The following is a 4409-nucleotide window of genomic DNA, read 5'->3' on the forward strand; positions in this document are numbered from 1 at the left end:
GTACGCCTCCGTTGACGGCCGCCTTGTTTGACGGAGGCGAGCGCTGCAGGTCCTAGGGGTAATCCTAGGAGAAGCGCTATGACGATTTCGCGGGCAGAGGTGATCACATCGGTCGAGCGGCGGCGGCGGTGGTCGCGAGATGAGAAGGAACGGCTGGTTGCAGCATCGCTCGAGCCCGGAGCCACTGTTTCCGAGGTGGCTCGCATGGCCGGCCTTCATGTGAGCCAGCTGTTCAGGTGGCGCAAAGAGCTTTGTAAGCACGGTGAGACGAGTATAGCTTCATTCGTGCCGGTCGAGATTGGGCCGTCTGTGCGGCCGCGGGATGTGGCCGAAGTGCCATTGACGACGGCGCCGGCGCGTCGACGGAAGAGCCAGGGCATCATCGAGATCGATCTTGGTAGCGGACACCGCATCCGGGTCGATGGCGAGGTCGATGGAGACGCGCTGCGTCGCGTTCTCGATGCCCTGGTGCGCCGATGATCCCGGTTCCGACAGGCGCGCGAGTGTGGCTCGCGACAGGCTACACCGATATGCGCAGAGGTTTTCCGTCGTTGGCACTCCAAGTGCAGGAGGTGCTGCACAAAGACCCGCTCAACGGTCATCTGTTCGTCTTCCGCGGTCGCCGCAGCGATCTTGTGAAGGTGATCTGGCACGGTGTGCTGCAGAGCATGAAGGAGGTGAATAACCGAATTTAATGCGTACAGCTTTATGAGAGATGGAGGACGGCCCTCCTGCATCGGCGTTTCAGGCGCAGGTGCAAAACCACGACACTGTGGCTTCGCTTAAAAGGCGCGGTCATCAGCAAGTGTTGCAAAAGTCCCGGGTTTACGGGGCAGGTAGGTATCCAGAAGGCGAGCGAAAGCGAATCTTCCGATGACGCGTCGAAAATTACTAAGATGTCGCCAAAATCAGGGGCGCGTGCCATCCCTGAGATCAATCCGTGAGGTGCCTGGATTACTGCGCGGATGGCGACCGGCGTTTAGGGGACGCGATCTGGATACAGGCTCTTGTAGAGAACTGCAGGAACCAGTCGTTGTGATGCCAAGGGAGAAGTGCAAGCGGCGCACACCGCGAGACGAGAGTACCGAAGCACAACACTGGGGCGGATCGGCTCGTAGTAGTGATGAAGGTGCTGTAATGGAGCTGGAGCGAAGGGGCCGAAACAAGTGGGTTGCGCCCATATGCAACTGTGATGAGCAGGAGGACATGTGAGTGTAACCGGACGTAAGCAGTACGATATCGACAAGCAAACAGTGATGAAGGCCTACAAACTGGTCAAAGCCAATGCGGGCGCGGCCGGCGTGGATAAGGTATCGCTCGAAGCTTTTGAGAAGGACTTGAAGGGCAACCTTTACAAGGTCTGGAATCGAATGTCTTCTGGCAGCTACTTTCCACCTGCCGTTCGGGCTGTCCCCATTCCCAAGAAGAACGGCGGACAACGCATTCTAGGTGTGCCGACAGTAGCAGATCGCGTGGCGCAGACGGTCGTCAAGCTGCAGATTGAACAAGCACTCGAGGAAATCTTCCTTCCCGATTCCTACGGCTACCGGCCCGGAAAATCCGCGCTAGACGCCGTCGGCGTCACCCGGCAACGGTGCTGGAAGATGGATTGGGTGCTGGAGTTCGACATCAAAGGCCTGTTCGACAATATCAGCCACGAGCTGCTCATGAAGGCTGTCAGGAAGCATGTGCAAGACGAATGGGCTCTGCTCTACATCGAACGCTGGTTAATAGCGCCGATGCAAGGCAAAGATGGAGCGGTCACCGCCCGCGACCGGGGCACACCCCAAGGCGGCGTGATCAGTCCCGTCCTTGCCAATTTGTTCTTGCATTATGCGTTCGATACATGGATGGCGCGGAACTTCCCGCGGTCACCATGGTGTCGATACGCGGACGACGGGCTCGTTCATTGCCGAACCAAGGCTGAAGCGGAAGCCATCAAGGCTGCCCTGAAGGCGAGGTTCAGGGAATGCGAACTCGAAATGCATCCCGACAAGACCAAGATCGTCTACTGCAAAGACAGCAATCGCCCGGGTAGCCATGCCAGTCAGTCATTTGACTTTCTGGGATTTACCTTTCGACCGCGCAGGGCAAGAAACCATCAGAAGAAAGAAAACTTCTGTACGTTCTCGCCAGCGGTCAGCAGGGCGGCGATAAAGTCTATGCGTATGACGATCCGGCAGCTCCGGCTCAGGCTTCGCTCGCAGACGGAAGTCGACGCAATCGCCTTGGAACTGAACCCCGTCCTTCGTGGATGGATGCAGTACTACGGCAGATATGGGCGGTCAGAAATGCACAACCTGTATCGGTACGTCGATGAATCTCTTAACCGCTGGGCGCGACGCAAATACAAAGGGCTGAAGAATGGAAAAGTCAGAGCCTCCACCTGGCTCAAATCGATCCGCTGCCGTAGGCCGAAGCTGTTCGCTCATTGGACGATGTTGAGTTCTGCTTCGTTACTTGTTGAGAGCCGTATGACGTGAGAGCGTCACGTACGGTTCGGAGAGCGGCTCCGGGTGCAACTCCCGGGGCCGACTCACCATGGCCTGGGAGCATGCCTGTTTACCAAAAGGCTCGAGAGAGGCAGGTTCATCTGGCCATCGGTTGCCGGTGAATCGGTAACGATCTCGCCGGCGCAGTTGAGCTATCTGTTGTCCGGGATCGATTGGCGCAACCCACAAGAAACCCACCGTCCGACGCGGGTCGGATAGCGTTTTATGGTTTGAATCTGCGGCTTGATCTGATTCACTGGCTTCATGATATCGAAGCCGGACGATCTTCCATCGGACCTTGCAAGTGCCCTGGCGGCGCTGCAGGCCGAGCGTGAGGCGCGGCTGCAGGCCGAGGCGGTGGCTGCCAGTGCGCGGGCGGAGCTGTCGGACAACGAGGCGCTAATCGCGCATCTCGAGCTGCGGATCGAGAAGCTCAAACGCGAACTGTACGGGCCGCGCTCCGAGCGCACGGCACGGCTGCTCGAGCAGCTGGAGTTGGAGCTCGAAGAACTCGCCACCACGGCGAGCGAGGATGAGCTTGCCGCGCACGCCGCAGCGGCGAAGACGCAGAACGTCCGTTCCTTCACGCGCAAGCGGCCGGTGCGCAAGCCATGGCCGGATGACATCGAACGCGAGCGCGTCGTCATGGAGGCTCCAACGAGCTGTGCCTGCTGCGGTGGATCGCGGCTGGCGAAGATCGGCGAGGATGTGACCAGGACGCTGGAGGAGATCCCACGCCGCTTCAAGTTGATCGAGACGGTACGCGAGAAGTTCACCTGCCGTGATTGCGAGAAGATCAGCCAGCCGCCCGCACCGTTCCATACCACGCCGCGCGGCTTCATTGGCCCACAATTGCTGGCGACGATCCTGTTCGACAAGTTCGGCATGCATATCCCGCTCAACCGCCAGAGTGCGCGCTTCAAGGCCGAGGGGATCGACCTGTCGTTGTCGACCCTGGCCGACCAGGTCGGCCACGGCACCTTCGCCGTCATGCCGCTCTTCCATTTGATCGAACGCCATGTGCTCGCGGCCGAGCGCCTTCATGGCGATGACACCACCATCCGTATCCTGGCGAAGGGCAAGTGTACCACCGGACGGATCTGGACTTATGTGCGGGATGACCGGCCCTTCGCCGGGCCCGCGCCGCCGGCGGCGGTCTATTACGCCTCGAGCGACCGACGAGGCGAGCATCCCCAGAAGCATCTGGTCGCCTTCGGTGGTATCCTGCAAGCCGATTGCTACAGCGGGTTCGAACCGCTGTTCGATCCGCAGAAGAAGGCGCGGCCGATTACGCCGGCATTTTGCTTTGCCCATGCACGACGGGGCTTCTTCGAGCTGGCCGACATCGAGAAAAATGCTCGGGAAGGTAAGAAGGGCAAACCGGTCTCTCCGATCGCGCTGGCGGCGGTCAGACGCCTGGATGCATTGTTCGAGATCGAGCGCGCCATCAACGGCCGCGGCGCCGAGGAGCGGCGTGCCGTGCGCCAGGAACAGAGCAAGCCGCTTCTCGAGGACATGCACGCCTGGTTGCTGCGTGAGCGCGAAACCCTCTCGCGCTCCTCCGAGGTCCTAAAGCCTATGAATTACATGCTCAGGCGCTGGGACGACTTCGCCCGCTTCCTCGACGATGGCAGGATCTGCTTGACCAACAATTGTGCCGAGCGCGCATTGAGAGGCATCGCCTTGGGACGGCGGAACTGGACCTTCGCCGGCAGCCAGCGTGGCGCCGACCGTGCCGCCATCATGCTGACGATGATCACGACCTGTCGCCTCAACGAGGTCGATCCCAAGGCCTGGCTCGCCGACGTCCTCGCCCGTATCGCGGATCTTCCCACATCGCGTCTGCACGAACTGCTGCCCTGGGAATGCAAGCTCCTGGCCCAAGCCGGCAAGCCCGCCGGTCAGCAGGCCGCCTGA

The 4409-nt window shown here is 60.3% G+C and carries 5 protein-coding genes; all 5 read left to right on the forward strand.

Features of this window, described 5'->3' with window-relative positions:
• Positions 1 to 78 precede the first annotated feature (78 nt).
• Positions 79 to 480, forward strand: a complete 402-nt coding sequence (tnpA, locus tag XH79_RS07060; protein WP_271581188.1) for an IS66-like element accessory protein TnpA — start codon at positions 79 to 81, stop codon at positions 478 to 480.
• Positions 477 to 695 (forward strand): IS66 family insertion sequence element accessory protein TnpB, encoded by a 219-nt coding sequence (gene tnpB / locus XH79_RS07065; RefSeq protein WP_442869923.1) that lies wholly within the window; start codon positions 477 to 479, stop codon positions 693 to 695. Before tnpA ends, tnpB (XH79_RS07065) begins: the two co-directional genes overlap by 4 nt.
• Before the next feature lie 561 nt (positions 696 to 1256).
• Entirely contained in the window at positions 1257 to 2483 is a 1227-nt protein-coding gene (ltrA, locus tag XH79_RS07070; RefSeq protein ID WP_271581189.1) for a group II intron reverse transcriptase/maturase, read from the forward strand.
• Between the two features lie 33 nt (positions 2484 to 2516).
• On the forward strand, positions 2517 to 2711 hold the full coding sequence (tnpB, locus tag XH79_RS07075) for an IS66 family insertion sequence element accessory protein TnpB (protein ID WP_271581190.1): 195 nt from the start codon (positions 2517 to 2519) through the stop codon (positions 2709 to 2711).
• A 45-nt stretch (positions 2712 to 2756) separates the two neighbouring features.
• Positions 2757 to 4409, forward strand: coding sequence for an IS66 family transposase (gene tnpC, locus XH79_RS07080; protein ID WP_271581191.1), 1653 nt, complete (start codon positions 2757 to 2759; stop codon positions 4407 to 4409).

The organism is Bradyrhizobium sp. CCBAU 45389 (assembly GCF_028128625.1).
GTDB classification, from domain to species: Bacteria; Pseudomonadota; Alphaproteobacteria; order Rhizobiales; family Xanthobacteraceae; genus Bradyrhizobium; species Bradyrhizobium liaoningense_B.